Source organism: Pseudomonas sp. S2_H10 (genome assembly GCF_054668285.1).
Window position 1 is genome coordinate 915,559 of record NZ_CP162754.1, and the last position, 16,743, is coordinate 932,301.

General features: G+C 61.9%; 12 protein-coding genes and 1 pseudogene. 7 read left to right on the forward strand and 6 right to left on the reverse strand.

What is annotated here, in order from left to right; all coding sequences use genetic code 11:
• Positions 1-36 precede the first annotated feature (36 nt).
• The 6 genes and pseudogenes from AB4O16_RS04015 (at position 37) to AB4O16_RS04040 (ending at position 7,373) form a co-directional block, all read left to right on the forward strand.
• Positions 37-1,203: a 2-aminoethylphosphonate--pyruvate transaminase gene (locus tag AB4O16_RS04015; protein WP_160385868.1), complete on the forward strand. Its 1,167-nt coding sequence runs from the start codon at positions 37-39 to the stop codon at positions 1,201-1,203.
• Positions 1,204-1,480: 277 nt separating this feature from the next.
• Positions 1,481-2,824, forward strand: coding sequence for an MFS transporter (locus tag AB4O16_RS04020; RefSeq protein ID WP_460157068.1), 1,344 nt, complete (start codon positions 1,481-1,483; stop codon positions 2,822-2,824).
• 39 nt (positions 2,825-2,863) lie between these two features.
• On the forward strand, positions 2,864-3,691 hold the full coding sequence (gene phnX / locus AB4O16_RS04025) for a phosphonoacetaldehyde hydrolase (protein WP_460157069.1): 828 nt from the start codon (positions 2,864-2,866) through the stop codon (positions 3,689-3,691).
• Between the two features lie 90 nt (positions 3,692-3,781).
• A complete protein-coding gene (gene exaC / locus AB4O16_RS04030; protein ID WP_460157070.1) occupies positions 3,782-5,302 on the forward strand; it encodes an acetaldehyde dehydrogenase ExaC in 1,521 nt (506 codons plus the stop codon).
• Positions 5,303-5,489: 187 nt separating this feature from the next.
• A pseudogene (locus tag AB4O16_RS04035) lies at positions 5,490-6,515 on the forward strand (HAMP domain-containing protein); the annotation flags it as partial.
• 27 nt (positions 6,516-6,542) lie between these two features.
• Positions 6,543-7,373 (forward strand): methyl-accepting chemotaxis protein, encoded by an 831-nt coding sequence (locus AB4O16_RS04040; protein WP_460158032.1) that lies wholly within the window; start codon positions 6,543-6,545, stop codon positions 7,371-7,373.
• 204 nt (positions 7,374-7,577) lie between these two features.
• Here the strand turns inward: AB4O16_RS04040 and AB4O16_RS04045 are convergent, their stop codons facing one another.
• From AB4O16_RS04045 to AB4O16_RS04065, 5 genes are all read right to left on the reverse strand, one after another.
• Positions 7,578-8,009: a glycine zipper domain-containing protein gene (locus AB4O16_RS04045; protein WP_460157071.1), complete on the reverse strand. Its 432-nt coding sequence runs from the start codon at positions 8,007-8,009 to the stop codon at positions 7,578-7,580.
• 246 nt (positions 8,010-8,255) lie between these two features.
• Positions 8,256-9,497, reverse strand: a complete 1,242-nt coding sequence (locus AB4O16_RS04050; RefSeq protein ID WP_460157072.1) for a thiolase family protein — start codon at positions 9,495-9,497, stop codon at positions 8,256-8,258.
• Positions 9,494-11,377 (reverse strand): feruloyl-CoA synthase, encoded by a 1,884-nt coding sequence (locus AB4O16_RS04055; RefSeq protein ID WP_460157073.1) that lies wholly within the window; start codon positions 11,375-11,377, stop codon positions 9,494-9,496. The genes AB4O16_RS04050 and AB4O16_RS04055 overlap by 4 nt, the downstream gene beginning before the upstream one ends.
• A gap of 90 nt (positions 11,378-11,467) precedes the next feature.
• Positions 11,468-12,916, reverse strand: a complete 1,449-nt coding sequence (locus tag AB4O16_RS04060) for an aldehyde dehydrogenase (protein ID WP_460157074.1) — start codon at positions 12,914-12,916, stop codon at positions 11,468-11,470.
• 83 nt (positions 12,917-12,999) lie between these two features.
• Positions 13,000-13,830 (reverse strand): p-hydroxycinnamoyl CoA hydratase/lyase, encoded by an 831-nt coding sequence (locus AB4O16_RS04065; protein ID WP_056722899.1) that lies wholly within the window; start codon positions 13,828-13,830, stop codon positions 13,000-13,002.
• Between the two features lie 214 nt (positions 13,831-14,044).
• On the opposite strand from AB4O16_RS04065, the gene AB4O16_RS04070 reads away from it, so the two are divergent.
• Positions 14,045-14,533 carry a MarR family winged helix-turn-helix transcriptional regulator gene (locus tag AB4O16_RS04070; RefSeq protein WP_460157075.1) on the forward strand — a complete coding sequence of 163 codons (489 nt, stop codon included), beginning with the start codon at positions 14,045-14,047 and terminating at the stop codon, positions 14,531-14,533.
• A gap of 809 nt (positions 14,534-15,342) precedes the next feature.
• Here the strand turns inward: AB4O16_RS04070 and AB4O16_RS04075 are convergent.
• Positions 15,343-16,650 carry an OprD family porin gene (locus AB4O16_RS04075; protein WP_371925936.1) on the reverse strand — a complete coding sequence of 436 codons (1,308 nt, stop codon included), beginning with the start codon at positions 16,648-16,650 and terminating at the stop codon, positions 15,343-15,345.
• Positions 16,651-16,743: the final 93 nt, after the last annotated feature.

Consider the following 16,743-nt stretch of genomic DNA (forward strand, 5'->3'; position numbering starts at 1 on the left):
CACTCCCCCACAAAAACAACATCGCCGGAGAAGATCATGACCAAAGCTGAATTTCCCACCACCCATGCCCTGGCAACACCAGCCCTGGGTGAACCCTACCTGCTGACACCAGGCCCACTGACCACGTCCAAGGCTACCAAGGAAGCGATGCTGCGCGATTGGGGTTCATGGGACGTATCTTTCAATCAGGTGACCGCTGAAGTTCGCCAGCATCTGCTGAGCATGGCCGGCGTCGAGGATGACAGCTTCGCCTGCGTGCCATTGCAAGGCAGCGGCAGTTACTCGGTGGAGGCTGCGTTGGCCACCGCCATCCCCAGGGACGGCAAGGCCCTGGTGCTGATGAACGGCGCTTATGGCCAGCGTGCCACCAAGACCCTGGAATACCTGGGTCGTGACTTCATCACCCTCGACAAGGGCGATTACCTGCCCCCGCAGCCCGAGGAAGTGGACGCCTTGCTCAAGGCCAACCCCGACGTCACCAATGTCTTTCTCGTTCATTGCGAAACCAGCTCCGGCATCCTCAACCCATTGCGCGAAATCGCCGATGTGGTGAAGGCGCATGGCAAGAGTTTGATCATTGACGCCATGAGCTCTTTCGGCGCCGTGCCGCTGACCATCGACGACATCGCATTTGACGTGGTGGTGTCATCGGCGAACAAATGCATCGAGGGCATTCCAGGTTTTGGCTTCGTGATCATCCGCCGCTCTGTAATTGAAGCCGCCAAAGGTCGCGCCAATTCGCTGAGCCTCGATATATACGAGCAGTGGACCTACATGGAGCGCACCGGCCAATGGCGCTTCACGCCACCGACCCATAGCGTCGTGGCGTTTCACAAGGCGTTGGAACAACACAGCGCAGAAGGCGGCGTGCACGGCCGCTTGGCACGCTACACGCGCAACCGCGATGTCCTGGTCTCAGGCATGCGCGGGCTGGGCTTCAAGACCCTGCTGGAAGATCGCTGGTTGTCGCCGATCATCACCACGTTCTTCAGTCCGGAACATCCGAATTTCGAGTTCAAGCGTTTTTACGATGAACTCAAAGCCCGTCAATTCATCATCTACCCGGGCAAATTGACGGTAGCCGACAGTTTCCGCATCGGCTGCATCGGCCAGATCGACGAACACATCGTCCACCAATTGCTGCGCGCCATCGCCGACAGCCTTCTGGCGATGAACGTCGACATGCAAAAGCCGGCAGCCTGATCGACCCCTTTAAAGGTCCCGGCCGATTCGAGCACAGGTGCAATGGGTAGCACCTTTGGGCGGGGATCTTTTTTTAAACAATGGATGCGGTGACTTATCGCTCGGCAATGCCGGGCAGGAGTCAGCGATCACAGCAATTCATTAATTCATGAAGCCTGACGCCATCCACACGGCCATCCAGACGATGGCGTGTGCGTGGACAGGTCTTCTGCACCGAAAACAAAAACAAAAACCAATTAATTGCGCTGTCTGGCACCTCATACGGGATCAGAACTCCATGAACAAGAACACCACAAGTCCTCTCGCGACCGGGTGGAAATCGTTGCAGCGTTGGCGCCTGCAGATATTCCTCATCACCTGGTTCGCCTATGCCGCGTTCTACTTCACCCGCAAGGCGTTTTCCGTGGCCAAGCTGGGTATTGGCGAGGACCCGGACTTCATGCTCGAAAAGGCCATGATGGCCAACCTCGATGCGCTCTACCTGACCGCTTACGCCGTGGGCCAGTTTCTCTGGGGCAATTTTGCCGACCGCTTCGGACCGAGGATCGTGGTGCTCAGTGGCCTGGTCATCTCGGCGCTGGCGGCGCTGCTCATGGGCACCTATGCCACGCTGCCGATATTCGTCTCCTGCATGCTGGTCCAGGGTCTTGCGCAATCCACCGGCTGGTCGGGCCTGTGCAAGAACGTGGGCAGCTTCTTCAGTACCGGCGAACGTGGCCGCGTGATGGGTTACTGGTGTACCTGCTACGCCTTCGGCGGACTGGTCGCCACCCCATTTGCCGGCTGGTGGGCCTACAGCGCATACCACGACTGGCGTCTGGCATTCATCAGCAGCGCGGTGGTCGTGCTGGTGGTGGCGCTGTTGTTCTTCTGGTTGCAACGCAACCGGCCGGAAGACGTCGGCCTGCCTCCCGTCGAGATCGAAATCGAGCCTGTCAGCAATGTCGTCGTCCCGCGTGAAAGCCTGTGGGCCGGTCTGCGTACCGTGATGAAAAACCGCACCGTGCTGGTACTCGGTCTCGCCTACTTCATGCTCAAGCCCGCGCGCTATGCAATTCTGTTGTGGGGTCCGGTGATCATCTACGAGCGCATGCCCGAGATCGGCAAAGTGGCCTCCGCCATCGTCCCCACGGCGTTTGAACTGGCAGGCCTGGTAGGTCCCATCCTCATCGGTTTCGCATCGGACAAGTACTTCGGTGCGCGTCGTATCCCGGCCTGCGTGCTGAGCCTGGTTGTCCTCACCATTTCCCTGGGGCTGTTCGTTCCCGCCATGCAGAGCGGCAGCCTTTACCTGGTGGTCGGCCTGCTGTTCATGATGGGCATGACCCTCTACGGCCCGGACTCGATGATCAGCGGCTCGGCTGCCATTGATTTCGGCAGCAAGGACGGCGCGGCCTCCTCCGCGGGCTTCGTCAACGGCTGCGGCTCGATAGGCGCAATCCTCGGCGGCTTGCTGCCCGGCTACTTCGACACCATCACCGTGTTCCTGGTCTTCACCGGTGCTGCGCTCCTGGCCAGCCTGATGCTGGTGCCCTTCTGGAACAGCCGCCCGAAAACACTCGAAACCAAGTCGCTCGACTCGCTGGCGATTCAGCCGGTCATCGTCGGCAGCACTTCCTGAACCCGAACGTCCAATCTCCCCATCACTGGAGCAATCACCATGCACTACCAACAACCTGATCAACTGCAAGCCGTGGTACTGGACTGGGCAGGCACCGTCGTTGACTTTGGCTCCTTCGCCCCGACGCAGATTTTTGTCGAAGCCTTTGCCGAGTTCGGCGTTGCGGTCTCCCCGGAAGAAGCCCGTGGACCGATGGGCATGGGCAAGTGGGACCACATCCGCACGCTGTGCAACGAGCCGCAGATCGCCGAGCGCTATCACACAGCCTTTGGCCGCCTGCCGACGGACGATGACGTCACCGCCCTCTACGAGCGTTTCATGCCGCTGCAGATCGAGAAGATCGCCTTGCACTCGGCGCTGATTCCCGGCGCGTTGGAGGCCATCGAGACCGTGCGTGACAAGGGCCTGAAAATCGGCTCCTGCTCGGGCTACCCGGCCGTGGTCATGGAGAAGGTCGTGGAGCTGGCGCGCAAGAACGGTTACGTCACCGATCATGTGGTTGCCACCGACGAAGTGCCCAACGGCCGGCCACATCCTGCGCAAGCCCTGGCTAACGTGATTGCCCTGGGCATCAGTGACGTCGCGGCTTGCGTCAAGGTCGACGACACCTGGCCGGGCATCCTCGAAGGCCGCAGCGCGGGCATGTGGACGGTCGCACTGACCTGCTCCGGCAACGCACTGGGCCTGACCTACGAGGAGTTCAAGGACTTGTCCCTGGAGGAGCTGGCCGAAGAGCGCACACGCATCATCAAGATGTTCAAGGACTCGCGCCCGCATTACCTGATCGACACCATCGTCGATTTGCCGGCCGTCATCGACGACATCAATGCCCGTCTGGCGCGCGGCGAAACTCCGCAGGGCTGCTGACAGCTTTCAGCCATCGCTGGCCGCCGCAAAAGCGGCCAGCGACCGAAACCGGCCTGCCTGTTCAACCGATAACAACAAGAGAACCTCATCATGATCTATGCCCATCCTGGCACTCCCGGTGCCGTCGTCTCCTTCAAGTCACGTTACGGCAACTACATCGGCGGCGAGTTCGTTGCGCCGGTCAATGGTCAGTACTTCACTACGACCTCGCCAGTGAATGGCCAACCGATTGCCGAATTCCCCCGCTCCAGCGCCGAAGACATCGACAAGGCGCTGGACGCAGCCCACGCAGCCGCTGATGCCTGGGGCAAGACCTCGGTGCAGGACCGCGCCCTGGCACTGTTGAAAATTGCCGACCGCATCGAACAGAACCTCGAACTGCTGGCCGTCACCGAATCCTGGGACAACGGCAAGGCCGTGCGTGAGACCCTCAACGCCGACATCCCGCTGGCGGCCGACCACTTCCGCTACTACGCCGGTTGCATCCGCGCCCAGGAAGGCAGCTCAGCGGAAATCAACGAACACACCGCCGCCTATCACTTCCATGAACCATTGGGCGTGGTCGGGCAGATCATCCCGTGGAACTTCCCGATCCTGATGGCCGCCTGGAAACTCGCCCCGGCCCTGGCCGCCGGCAACTGCGTGGTGCTCAAACCCGCCGAGCAGACCCCGCTGGGCATCACCGTGCTGGTCGAACTGATCGGCGACCTGCTGCCACCGGGCGTGCTGAACATCGTGCAAGGTTTCGGTCGCGAAGCCGGCGAAGCGCTGGCCACCAGCAAGCGCATCGCCAAGATCGCCTTCACCGGCTCGACCCCCGTCGGCTCGCACATCATGAAATGCGCTGCGGAAAACATCATTCCGTCCACCGTGGAGCTGGGTGGCAAATCGCCGAACATCTTCTTCGAAGACATCATGAAGGCCGAACCGTCCTTCATCGAAAAAGCCGCCGAAGGCCTGGTGCTGGCGTTCTTCAACCAGGGCGAAGTCTGCACCTGCCCGTCCCGCGCGCTGGTGCAGGAGTCGATCTACGACGAATTCATGCAAGTGGTGATGACGAAGGTCCTGCAAATCAAACGTGGCGACCCGCTGGACACCGACACCATGGTCGGCGCCCAGGCGTCCGAGCAGCAATTCGACAAGATTCTTTCGTACCTGGAAATCGCCAAGGGCGAAGGCGCCGAGCTGCTGACCGGCGGCAAGGTGGAAAAACTCGAGGGCAGCCTGGCGAGCGGGTATTACATCCAGCCGACCCTGCTCAAGGGCACCAACAAGATGCGCGTGTTCCAGGAAGAAATCTTCGGCCCGGTGGTGAGCATCACTACCTTCAAGGACGAAGCCGAAGCCCTGGCCATCGCCAACGACACCGAGTTCGGCCTCGGTGCCGGCCTCTGGACCCGCGACATCAACCGCGCCTACCGCATGGGCCGCGCCATCAAGGCCGGTCGCGTGTGGACCAACTGCTACCACCTGTACCCGGCGCACGCCGCGTTCGGCGGCTACAAGAAGTCCGGCGTCGGCCGTGAAACCCACAAGATGATGCTCGACCACTATCAGCAGACCAAAAACCTGCTGGTGAGCTACGACATCAATCCGCTGGGCTTCTTCTAAAAGCCGGGGGCGAAACAGGTGTTTCTGTGTCGCCCTGCAGTCAGTCATCGCGGGCAAGCCCGCTCCCACAGGGTTCTGTGTCAGGTTCCAAAAGGTGGATTCACCACAAAACCTGTGGGAGCTGGCTTGCCGGCGATGGCGGTCTCAAAACACAAAAAAATCACTTTCCCGCCGCGCGGAGCTGTCGATGAAAATCCGTTACAAGGTAAGCCTTGTGGCTGCTTGTGTGCTGTTCGTGACCACCAGTCTGCTGTCGCTGGTCCAGGTAGGACAGATACGTACGATTTTGCGTAACCAGGTCGAGGCGAGCATCGCTGAATCGAGCAATGCGGTGGCGCGACAGATTGAAAACTGGCTGAACGGCAAACTTCGCCTGATGGATCTGGCCGCCCAGGCGATCGACCGTCAGTACAGTGCGCAAGCGACCCAAAGCGTCATCGACTCGCCCGTTCTGAAGGATGAATTCAAGCTGGTTTTCGGCGCACTCGAATCCGACGGAAAACCCATCAAGAACACGGCATCGTGGAATCCGAAACCCGATTATGACGGTCGCACCCGCCCTTGGTACGCGACCGGCAAGGCAGGCAGCCAGGCTGTTCTGACCGAACCCTACAAGGACTCCACCACCGGTGAAATCCTGATATCGGCGGTTGCCCGGATCAGCGATGCGGGCCAGCTGCTCGGGGTGTTTGGCGGTGACATCCGCCTGACGTCGGTTGCCGACGCCATCAATACGCTCGACTTCGGCGGAGCCGGTTATGCGTTCCTGCTGAGTAAAAGCGGCAACATCATTTCCCACCCGGACGCTGAACTGAACGGCAAGCCCTACAGCCAGCTTTTCGCCGGAAGCGCCCTTGCGCTCGACAGCCGGCTTCAGGAAGTCAGCAGCGATGGAAAGACACGGCTGGTGTCCTTCATCCCCCTCACCGATCTCAGGGGCATGGACTGGTACATCGGCGTCGTGCTGGATCAGGACATCGTCATGGCCGCCGCCCATACCCTGACCTGGCGAGCCGTCATCGGTACCGGCCTGGGCGTGTTGCTCAGCCTGCTGGTGTTGGGGCTGCTGGTCCGGCGGTTGCTCCGGCCTCTGGATCGACTCAAGGAATCGCTGGCGGACATCAACCGCGGAGAAGGCGACCTGACCCGCCAGTTGCCCGTGACCGGCAGCGATGAAGTGGCGCTGGTCGCCGGGGAATTCAACCAGTTCCTGCACAACCTCAAGACGCTCATTGGCGATGTGAAAAGCAGCTCGCACCAGGTTCGCGAGAGCACCACCGCGACGTCATGTGAAGCGGATCAGGCCGCCGGCCGCGTACAGATTCAATTGCAGGAACTGGATCAACTCGCCACGGCCATGACCGAGATGGCCTCGACAGCGGAGGATGTGGCACGCAACGCTCAGGCCGCGGCCGAAGCGGCGATCGTTGCCACCGGGCAAGCAACGGACGGCGTCGCCCTGGTCTCCAGGTCAACGGGGGCGATCAAGCGTCTGGCTGACGAGATGGACGACACCGGTCATGCCATCAATGAACTGTCCACGCTCAGTCAAAGCATCGAATCGATCGTGGCGGTCATCACCAGCATCGCCGACCAGACCAATCTTCTCGCGCTCAACGCGGCCATCGAAGCGGCACGCGCCGGTGAATCGGGACGGGGGTTTGCCGTGGTTGCCGACGAGGTGCGCTCGCTGGCCTCGCGGACCCAGCAATCCACCCAGGAAATCCGCCTGATGATCGAGCAACTGCAGACGGGGGTCAAACACGCTCAAGGGCGAATGCAGCAAAGCCGCGACACTGCCAGCAAGACGGCAGGCGATGCCGATGCGGCCAATGCAACGCTTGAACGCATACGTGAAGCCATTTACCGCATCAATGACATGAACCTGCAGATTGCCGCCGCCGCTGAAGAACAGAGCGCCACGACCGAGGAAATCAATCGCAATACGAGCAACATCCGCGATATCAGCCTGGAGGTGTCCGGCAGTGCCGAGAAGCAGGTCCGCCAGTGTTCAGTGATGGGTGACCATGTAGGCCAGCAAGACAGGCTTCTCAGCCGCTTCAGAATCTGAATCCGGCACCACGGTCCCTTGTAGGAGCGAGCCTGCTCGCGATGGTCGTCAACGATAACGCGGGTGAACTGGATAAACGCGGTGCACTTGCGTCCATCGCCACGATGCGGCGACCCGACAAGCCGGCTCCTACAGGTTTGCGTTATCTGCCTTTCCCTGGATTGCGTGAAGAACCTTTTAAAGGCGGTGTCTCGGCGCCCGGGATCAGTCGTGATGCTTGTGCTTATGTTTATTCTTGTACTTGTTCTTGTGCTTGTAATCGGAGTCGTGGTGGTCGTTGTCATCGGCCAGATTGTTGCCGACAGCACTCCCTGCCGCGCCGCCCAGCCCGGCGCCGATCAGGCCGCCGGTGGAACCACCGACACTGTTGCCGATGACCTGACCACCCGCCGCACCGAGACCGCCGCCAATCGCCGTCTCGGTCTTCTTGCCACTCTTCGCGGTCATTGCGCCACCGGCCGCGCCACCTACGCCGGCTCCGATCGCAGCGCCAGTACTGCCTCCCATCGCCTGACCGACCACGCTTCCGAGGGCGCCGCCGAGACCGCCACCGACAGCCGTGTTGGTGGTTTCGCCAGCGAGGGAGTACTGCGATACAAGCAGACTTAATGCAATGACAGTGAACGACTTACGCATCAGACAGACCTTTGGAAGTAAACGAGAGCCGAAAAGTCTGTTGCTACGCCGCACTCAGGTCAACAGATATTCGGCGGTGCATTAATCTGGATCAACCGATCGGTGAGAAACAGGACCGCTTGTCGATCAACTGCCCTGCCCGCCCTACCCTCGACGAACCCGGAAACGAAGAAACCCCGCCGAAGCGGGTAATGCGGTTCACGACACAAAACCCGTGGCGAGGCGACGCAACAGGCTGGCTGAATCTCAGGCACGCCAGGCCGGGTTCTCGATCAACAGCGCCATGCCCTGCCCGCCGCCAACACAGGCCGCGGCGACCCCGTAGCGCAGATTGTGCTCACGCAGTTGTCGCGCCAGGGTCAACACCAGGCGCAAGCCACTGGCGGCCAGGGGATGGCCGAGCGCCAGCGAACCACCCTGGACGTTCAGGCGCGAACGGTCCAGTTCCAGTTCCTGAGCCACCGCCAGGACCTGGGCGGCCTGGGCTTCGTTGATTTCAAAGCGGTCGATCTGCTCCAGGCTCAAGCCGCTGCGCTGCAACAGCAGGCGAATTGCCGGGGCCGGACCGATGCCCATGAACTCTGGCGCCACCCCAACCACCGCGCTGGCGCGCAGCAAGGCCAACGGTGTATCCCGACAGGCCGAAGCGCGCCCGACCAGGGCCGCCGCCGCGCCATCGACCACCGCACAACTGTTGCCGGCGGTTTGCACCCCGCCTTCGTGCACGCTGCGCAATCGGGTCAACGCCGCAATGTCTCCGGGCCGTGGGTGGCTGTCTTCACTCACCGTGTCGACGCCGCGTGGCAGGCGGATGCTGCGCGGCTGGTAGCCTTGCAGTTCAAACACCTGATGGCCCACGGCAACGACCTCGGCTGCCAGCCAGCCGGACTGCTGCGCAGCGAACGCCCGTTGATGGCTGGCACAGGCGTAGGCGTCCACCGCTTCGCGACTCAGCCCGTAACGACGCGCCAGGTTGTCGGCGGTGTTTATCATGTCCACCCCGGGAGCCGGGTCGTACAAGGCTTCCCAGAGAAAATCCTTGAACTGCACCTCAGCGCCAAGGCGGAAACCGCCACGATGGGTATAGGCCGCAATCGGATTGCGTGACATCGATTCGGTGGCCACGCACAACGCCAATTGCACGCCGTCATCCAGTTGCTTGGCGGCCTGGCGCAGCAATTCGAAACCGGTCGCGCAGATGCGCTGCACCCCCAGCGCCGGAACCGATTGCGCCACGCCGCTGTACAGGCCGATGTGCCGTGGCAGCAGGTAGGCATCGAAGCTGGCCTGGGCCATGGAACCCGCCAGCACGCTGTCGACCGCCAACGGGTCGACTTGCGCGCGCGCCAGTACTTCGCGCCCGACCTTGATGCCCAGGTCGATCGGCGACACCTCGGCCAATGCCCCACCGAGGTCCACCCACGGCGTGCGCACCGCATCGAAAATTGCCGCATCGGCAAAGGCCGAGTACTGCCCACCTGTGCTCACGACTTCACCCCGGCACGCAGGATGGCCGGATCGAGCCCGCGATACAGCGCCTCGACCTGCTCCGCGCGCCACTGCAATACCGCACGCTGATTGATCGAACCCTTGTCGGTGATTTCCCCCCGGTCGATGGATGCCGGCTCGTCGAGCAAGGCGATCCATTCCAGGCGACTGGCATTGCCCGTGGCCTGGCGATTGAGTCGCTGCAACCAACCGGCAAACCATTCGCGCACCGGCGCGCTGGCCAACACCTCGGTGTCGCTGGCACTGGCCGCCAACCCTGACAGCCGTCGACATTCGAACATCCGTGGAAATACCAGCGCGCCCAGGCATTCGCGGTCCGGCGCGGTGACCACCAGGTCCTGGACATAGGGCGATCCTTCGAGCACCGCGCGGCTGCGCAACGGCCCGACGCTGACGAACACCCCGGATGACAACTTGAAGTCTTCGGCGATGCGCCCGTCGAACATCAGCCCCAATTGCGGATCGCGCGGGTCGGCGAGCTTGAGCGCATCACCGGAACAGTAGAAGCCCTGCCCGTCGAACGCATCGAGGGTCTGCTGCGCTGACCGCCAGTAGCCGGGCATGATGTGCGGCCCGCGAAAGCGCCCTTCCAATTTGCCGTCCACCGGCACCAGGCGCACCTCGCAACCCGGCGCCGGCAGGCCGACGTAACCGGCCATGGACAACGGCCCGGTGGTGAAGGTGCAGGACGGCGAAGCCTCGGTCATGCCGAGCCCGGCCATCATGCGGATACGCTCACCGCAGTGCTGTTCGGCGACGCGATCGAGGCGGTCCCAGACACTTTGCGACAGGCCGGCGGCGGCGAAGAAAAACAGGCTGATGCGTTTGAAAAAGACCTCGCGCAGCTCCGCGTCCTGCTCCAGTGCCGAGGCCAGCTCTTCCCAGCCCTTGGGCACGGTCAGGTAGGCGGTGGGCGATATTTCCTTGAGGTTGCGCAGGGTCTGCGCGAAACCCTGCGCCGTGGGTTTGCCATCGTCCAGGTAAAAGCTGCCGCCGTTGTACAGCACGATGCCGACGTTATGGCTGCCGCCGAAGGTGTGGTTCCACGGCAGCCAGTCCACCAGCACCGGCGGTTCTTCGCCGAACACCGGAAACGTCTGCAACAGCATCTGCTGGTTAGCGCACAGCATGCGTTGGGTGGTGATCACTGCCTTTGGCAATTTTGTCGAGCCAGAGGTGAACAGGAACTTGGCGATGCTGTCCGGCCCCGTGCCGGCAAACGCGGCTTCGGCCTCGGCCCCACCCGGCTGCTCAAGCAGGCTGGCAAAGCTGACCTGGCAACGCCCCGCGACTTCGCCCCGGACGGTAATCATGGGCGTTTCAGCGGGTAGCACGGCATCGATGGCACGCTGGTAGGCCGCGGCATCACCGACAAACACCAGGCCAGGCTGCAGCAGGTCGCAGACGTGACGCAGCTTGGCGAAATCCTGGGACAGCAGCGAATAGGCCGGCGACACCGGGCAGTAGGGAATGCCCGCATACAGGGCGCCGAAGGCGAGTTGCAAATGCTCGATGTCGTTGCCCGAGAGCAGCACCAGCGGTTTTTCTGCAGACAGGCCGTAGCTCAACAGGCTTTGGGCGATGGCCCGGACACTGTCGAGCATCTGCGCGTAGCTGACCCGGCGCCACTCACCGTCGGCCTGGCGGGCGGCGATGAAAGTCTGCTCGGGACGCACCTTGGCCCAATGCACCAGACGGTCGAGCAGTCGCGGTGGATAGTCGGCCAATGGCTCCAGGGAGCGCATGTGCAATGCACCCTGCTGTTCTGTCACCTCGACCGCTGCGCGACCGATGGACACGTGACGGTAGCGCGGCGCGCTGATCTGGGTGTGGGGTTGCGATCTGAATTCGGAACTCACGTGCTTGTTCTCCATCAAGGCACGCTACCACCAAGCCGCACGAACGGGCATGGTAGTGGCTGCAGCCTTTTTTATTGTTATTTCTGCGGTTCAGATCGGGTAATGCCGTGGTCCATGCTGCAAGGTGACCCAGCGCAACTGGGTGAAATGCTCGATGGACGCCTTGCCGCCAAAGCTGCCGTAGCCGCTGGACTTGACCCCGCCGAAGGGCATTTGCGCTTCGTCGTGCACGGTCGGGCCATTGATATGACAGATACCCGACTCGACCCGTTGGGCCAGTGCCAGGGCGCGCCCGGTATCGCGACTGAAAATCGCCGCCGACAAACCGAACTCGGAATCGTTGGCCAGGCGCAGCAACGCTTCATCGCCCTCCCCGCGCAGCAACACCGCCACCGGGCCGAAGGATTCCTCGCGATACAGGCGCATGGTGTCGTTCACGCCATCGAGCAGGGTCGGCTGCAAAATGCTGCCGTCCAGCTGTCCGCCGACCACCAGCCGCGCGCCCTTGGCCAGGGCATCGTCGATCAAACCCTTGATGCGCGTGCCGGCACTGGCATCCACCAGCGAACCGAGTACCGAATCCGCCAGCGCGGGATCACCGGCGCGCAGGGTCTCGACCTTGGCCGCCAGTTTGGCGACAAAGGCGTCGGCGACCTTGGCATCGACGATCAACCGTTCGGTGGACATGCAGATCTGGCCCTGATTGAAGTACGCACCGAAAGCGGCTGCCTCGACTGCAGCATCCAGGTCGGCATCATCGAGCACCAGCAACGGCGCCTTGCCGCCCAGTTCCAGCAGAGCCGGCTTGAGGTGGCGCGCCGAGAGTTCGCCGACAATGCGCCCGACATGGGTCGAGCCGGTGAAGTTGACCCGCCGCACCGCCGGGTTGGCGATCAGCCGCTCGACAATCGCCGCGGCATCCGTCGGGGCATTGCTGATGACGTTGACCACGCCATCACCCAACCCGGCATCCTGCAAGACCTGACCGATCAACCGGTGCACCGCCGGGCTCAACTCGGAGGCCTTGAGCACCACGGTGTTGCCGCACGCCAACGGCATGGCGATGGCGCGGGTGGCGAGAATCACCGGGGCATTCCACGGGGCGATGCCCAGCACCACACCGCAGGGTTGACGCAGGGCCATGGCAAAACTGCCCGGCACATCCGAGGGGATGACTTCGCCATTGATCTGGGTGGTCATCGACGCCGCTTCACGCAGCATGTTGGCCGCCAGTCGCACGTTGAATCCGTACCAGTTGGCCATGGCCCCGGTTTCGCCGGCCGCGGCAATGAACTCGTCGCTGCGCGCCTGCAACTGCTCGGCGGCCTTGAGCAAACGGCTGCGACGTTCATTGGGCGCCAGGGCGGCCCAGGCGGGAAACGCGGCCTGGGCCGCAGCCACCGCGGCATCGGCATCTTCCAGGGTGGCGGCGGCCACCCGCGATACCACTTCACCGGTCACCGGGTTGCGGCGTTCGAAGGTCCGACCGTCGCGGGCAGGCAGCGACTGGCCGCCAATCAGCAGGGGCACGTCCAGCATGGTGATTCCTCTTTATTGTCTTTATCGGGAATACAGTCGAGCGATGCAGAGCGCCGGGGCGGACACGCACCCGGCGATCAGTCTCAACGTTTGTAGGCCTGCAGACCGGGCTTGATGCTCTTGTCGTCGAGGAACTGCTTCATGCCCTGCTCGCGACCACCTTCGGTATCGAGCAGGCGCGACTGGTCGAGCTTGGCGTACAGGTAGTCCTCGTTCTGTTCCCAGGTCAGCTCGCGGCAGCGCTTGAAGCCGTGCTTGGCCGCACGCAGCACCACAGGGTTTTTCTCCAGCAGGTTGCGCGCCAGATCCACGGTGACTTCACGCAATTGCGCCAGGGGCACGCTTTCGTTGACCAGGCCCATCTCGGCGGCTTTCTGCCCGCCAAAGGTCTTGCCGGTCATGATGTAGTACAGCGACTGACGATGACCCACGGTGTCGGCCATGGCCTTGCTCACCAGGTTGCCCGGGGGGATGCCCCAGTTGATTTCCGAAAGGCCGAAGGTCGCTTCGTCGGCGCAGATCGCCAGGTCACAGGCCACCAGCGGGCTGAAGCCGCCACCGAAACACCAGCCGTTGACCATGGCGATGGTTGGCTTGGCGTACATGCGCAGCAATTTCCATTGCCATTGCGAGGCTTCGCGGCGGATCTTTTCCTGAAGGATCTCCGGGCCCGCGTCCACTTCGCGGAAGTATTCCTTGAGGTCCATGCCCGCGGTCCAGGCATCACCGGCACCGGTCAACACCAATACGCCGGCGGCTGGATCCTGCTCCAGGGTTTCCAGTACATCGATCATTTCCCGGTTGAGTGTCGGGCTCATGGCGTTGCGTTTTTCCGGACGATTGAGAATGACCCAGGCGATGCCTTCCTCGATCTCGACCTTGACGGTTGTCCAGCGACCTTCGTAGTTGCTCATGGCGATGCTCTCTTGTTCTTGGCTTGAAGATGACTGGAAATTAAAGGAGCCATTTAGTTATGTCAATTAACTATTAACAAAATTAACCATTTTTTTGTCCACCCGAAAATATCCTCCGAACCCATCGCCCTGAACGACGGGCATAGCCATCAGCGACCAACCCCGGCAAACTAGATACACTTGTTAACCTCCACCTCTTCAGGATTCACCCGCAATGGCCAAGCCTTCTCCCCTCGCCGAACAGAGCGAGTCCACGTCCGCCACCGCCGAGCTGCAGGCACCGCTGGATTCGGCACTGGATGACCTGATCGGCTACGCGATGCGGCGCGCCCAACTCAAGCTGTTCCAGAACCTGATTGGTCGCCTGTCGGCCCACGACCTGCGCCCCGCACAGTTCTCGGCCCTGGCGATCATCGACCAGAATCCAGGGCTGATGCAGGCCGACCTGGCCCGGGCCCTGGCCATCGAGCCACCGCAGGTAGTGCCGTTGCTCAATAAACTGGAAAGCCGCGCGCTGGCGGTGCGAGTACGTTGCAAGCCGGACAAACGCTCCTACGGAATCTTCCTGAGCAAGACCGGCGAAACCTTGCTCAAGGAGCTCAAGCAGATCGCCGCACAAAGCGATTTCGACTCCACTGCATCGCTGACCGGCGAAGAGCGCGAAGAACTGCTGCGCTTGCTGAGAAAGGTTTACCAGGACTGAACGCACGCTGCCGGCACGCCCCCTCCAAAAAAAGGTTCATCACGGATTACCGGGAACCTGTAGGAGCCGGCTTGCCGGCGATGGACTCAAGTGCGCCGCGTTTTTCCAGTTCATGCGCGTTATCGTTAACGACCATCGCCAGCAAGCCGGCTCCTACAAGGGACCGCGTCCGAGACGAGATGATGTGAACGCCAAACTGTAGGAGCCGGCTTGCTGGCGATGGACTCAAGTGCGCCGCGTGTATCCGGTTTACCGCGTCATCGTTGACGACCATCGCTGGCAAGCCGGCTCCTACAAGGGACCGCGTCCGAGTCGAAATGATGTGAACGCCAAACTGTAGGAGCCGGCTTGCTGGCGATGGACTCCAGTGCGCCGCGTTTATCCGGTTTACCGCGTCATCGTTGACGACCATCGCTGGCAAGCCAGCGCCCACAAGGGACCGCGTCCGAGCCGAAATGATGTGAACGCCAAACTGTAGGAGCCGGCTTGCCGGCGATGGACGCAAGTGCGCCGCGTGTTTCCAGTTCATGCGCGTAATCGTTGACGACCATCGCTGGCGAGCCAGCTCCTACAAGGGATCGCGTCCGGGTCGAAATGATGTGAACGCCAAACTGTAGGAGCCGGCTTGCTGGCGATGGACGCAAGTGCGCCGCGTTTATCCGGATCATGCGCGTTATCGTTAACGACCATCGCCAGCAAGCCGGCTCCTACAAGGGTCCATGCCCCCGCTGAAAATGAAGTGACCTCCAAACCAGTGAAAGCCCCCCAAAAAAAGGGACGGCCGGCGGCGAACATCGAAGGCCCCGGGATTACCAGATCGGCAAGGTATAGAGCACCAGGAAGCGGGTCTGGTTTTCATCACGAAACGCCGTACCGCTCGGGAAGTCATTGCGGTAGATCGCCTTGCGCGCCAACAGCCCGACGTTTTTCAGCGGGCCGCTCTGAATGACATAACCCAGTTCCATCTGGAATTCGCGCTCCTTGCGGTCCTCGGCGTTGTAGGCGGCCAACTCGATATTGTCGCCGCGCACGTAACGCAACCTTCCCTTCAAACCGGGCACCCCGGACGCGACGAAGTCGTAGTCATAGATCGCTTGCCAGGTGCGTTCCTTGGCGTTGAGAAAATCCGACGCCATGGTCAGTTCGCTCATGCCCATCAGCTCGGTGCCTGAGATGTACGGCGTTGCCGTGTCGCCACTGGAGTGCATGTAGCCAAGGCTCACCCGGTGCCCGCCGAAGCGGTAGCCGAACAATGCCGAGAGGTTGCGGTTGTCCACCCTGCCCGCCTTGGCGCTGCCATCCTCGCGGCTGAAAAAGCTGCGCAAGTCGCTGGTGAACACCCCTTCGCCCAGCGGCAGGTTGTGCAGCAACGCCAGGGTGTCCTGTTGGTACAGGTCGGTGACCTCGGCATGGTAGGCGCGCAGGCTCAGGTCCTTGTTGACCTGGTAATCACCCCCCAGATAGGCCAGGTGCGAGGTGGTGGCCGCGCCGTTGAAACGCCGGTTCGGCGAGGCGATGGTCATGGCCTGATAGTCCGTGGAATCGCGCTTGTTGATGCGATCGATGTAACCGGTGTTCAGGGTCAGGCCATCGAAATCCCTGGAACTGAGCGTGGTGCCGCGAAAGGTCTGTGGCAGCAGTCGCGACGGGCTGGCAAAGGCAAACGGCAGGAAGATCGAGACATCGCCGCTCTTTACCGTTGTCTGGGCAAACCGCAGCTTGGCCGTCGGCGCCAGCCGCGAATAGTCATCCGCCGCGCGCTTGTCGCTTGCCGACACCGGCAACAGCTCGGTGCCGCTGCGATCCGGAGCGGAGTCGAGCTTGACCCCCAGCAACCCCCGCACATCCAGACCAAAGCCCACAGTCCCTTCGGTAAACCCCGACTCCATGCCCAGGATGAAACCCTGGGCCCACTCCCGCGCGGCAGACTTGGCGCCGCCGTCCTGGTATTCACGGTCCATGTAGTAATTGCGCAGGGTCAGGTTTGCGTGACTGTCCTCGATAAACCCCTCGGCCCGCAGCTGAGAAGGCAGGACGCTGACGCCAAGCAGTGCCACGACCCACCCTGGATGGATGCTGGAGACGCAGGGGAGCGACGCTACGGAACCGGTGTTCATGGGGCGTTTTGGCATGTTCGATGTCCACTTTTTATTGTTGTTTGTGGGTGCCGGATCCGCACGGGATTGCCAGCTTCACGATCAGAGAATGGA

Coding starts and splice junctions, on each gene's coding strand:
- AB4O16_RS04015 (WP_160385868.1), top strand. CDS start 37: ATGACCAAAGCTGAATTTCCCACCACCCATGCCCTGGCAACACCAGCC.
- AB4O16_RS04020 (WP_460157068.1), top strand. CDS start 1,481: ATGAACAAGAACACCACAAGTCCTCTCGCGACCGGGTGGAAATCGTTG.
- phnX (WP_460157069.1), top strand. CDS start 2,864: ATGCACTACCAACAACCTGATCAACTGCAAGCCGTGGTACTGGACTGG.
- exaC (WP_460157070.1), top strand. CDS start 3,782: ATGATCTATGCCCATCCTGGCACTCCCGGTGCCGTCGTCTCCTTCAAG.
- AB4O16_RS04045 (WP_460157071.1), bottom strand. CDS start 8,009: ATGCGTAAGTCGTTCACTGTCATTGCATTAAGTCTGCTTGTATCGCAG.
- AB4O16_RS04060 (WP_460157074.1), bottom strand. CDS start 12,916: ATGCTGGACGTGCCCCTGCTGATTGGCGGCCAGTCGCTGCCTGCCCGC.
- AB4O16_RS04065 (WP_056722899.1), bottom strand. CDS start 13,830: ATGAGCAACTACGAAGGTCGCTGGACAACCGTCAAGGTCGAGATCGAG.
- AB4O16_RS04070 (WP_460157075.1), top strand. CDS start 14,045: ATGGCCAAGCCTTCTCCCCTCGCCGAACAGAGCGAGTCCACGTCCGCC.
- AB4O16_RS04075 (WP_371925936.1), bottom strand. CDS start 16,650: ATGAACACCGGTTCCGTAGCGTCGCTCCCCTGCGTCTCCAGCATCCAT.